The organism is Mycobacterium pinniadriaticum (genome assembly GCF_026242045.1).
In the GTDB taxonomy this organism is placed as follows: Bacteria; Actinomycetota; Actinomycetes; order Mycobacteriales; family Mycobacteriaceae; genus Mycobacterium; species Mycobacterium pinniadriaticum.
Genome location: NZ_JAPJDO010000116.1, coordinates 1 through 636, shown reverse-complemented (window position 1 = coordinate 636; position 636 = coordinate 1). Strand labels below are relative to the sequence as shown.

The window sequence follows — 636 nt, the reverse complement described above, 5'->3', positions numbered from 1 at the left end:
TGCAGGTCGACGTGGGTGAGTTGCGCTCGGGTGCAAACCGGTCGTACAGTGCGGCCGCGCTGGCGATGGAGGGTGCTGACCAGCTGCGTCGCGTGTCTCCGGCGTCGGGAATCTTCGGTGGTTTCGCGGCGGCGGAGTCGTTTGATGGTGCGCTCGCCGAGGCGCACAGCAACCACATCCAGCGGCTGCACGACCACGAGAGCCATCTGGGCGTGTTGGGCGATAAGGCACACACGACGGCGTCGGTGTTCGTCGAGATGGAGGCGCGCAATGCCGAGGCCGTGCGTTCGGTGCTGTGAGCGCCTACCCGAGCCTGACCCACATCAGCATCGGCGCTCTCATCGGTGAGGCCGGTGGTGACCCGTGGCAGGTCGACGAGACGATGCAAAGCGGGGATCCCGGGGCGATCGCGGAGTTGGGTCGGGCGTTCTACAGCGCTGGTGCGTGTACCGCGGAGACGTACGCCGAGTTCGAACAGGCCCAGGCCCGGTTTCGGGCGTCGTGGAACCGGGAGGGCGGTGAGCATCCGATCAATGACAGTGCCGAGGTTCAGCGCGCGACGACCCGGTTGCTGGTCCAGCGTGACCAGTTGCCCGCGATCGGTGCCGATCTGTCCGGTATCGCGGCGAACCTGGC

The 636-nt window shown here is 67.1% G+C and carries 2 protein-coding genes; both read left to right on the top strand.

All coding sequences use genetic code 11. The annotated features are described in order from the left end of the window. A partial coding sequence (locus ORI27_RS32905) for a DUF2563 family protein (protein WP_266001435.1) occupies positions 1 to 299 on the top strand: 299 nt, incomplete at its 5' end. After that, positions 296 to 636, top strand: a 341-nt coding sequence (locus ORI27_RS32900; protein WP_266074065.1) for a putative alpha/beta hydrolase, incomplete at its 3' end; no start/stop codon positions are given. The genes ORI27_RS32905 and ORI27_RS32900, both read left to right, overlap by 4 nt.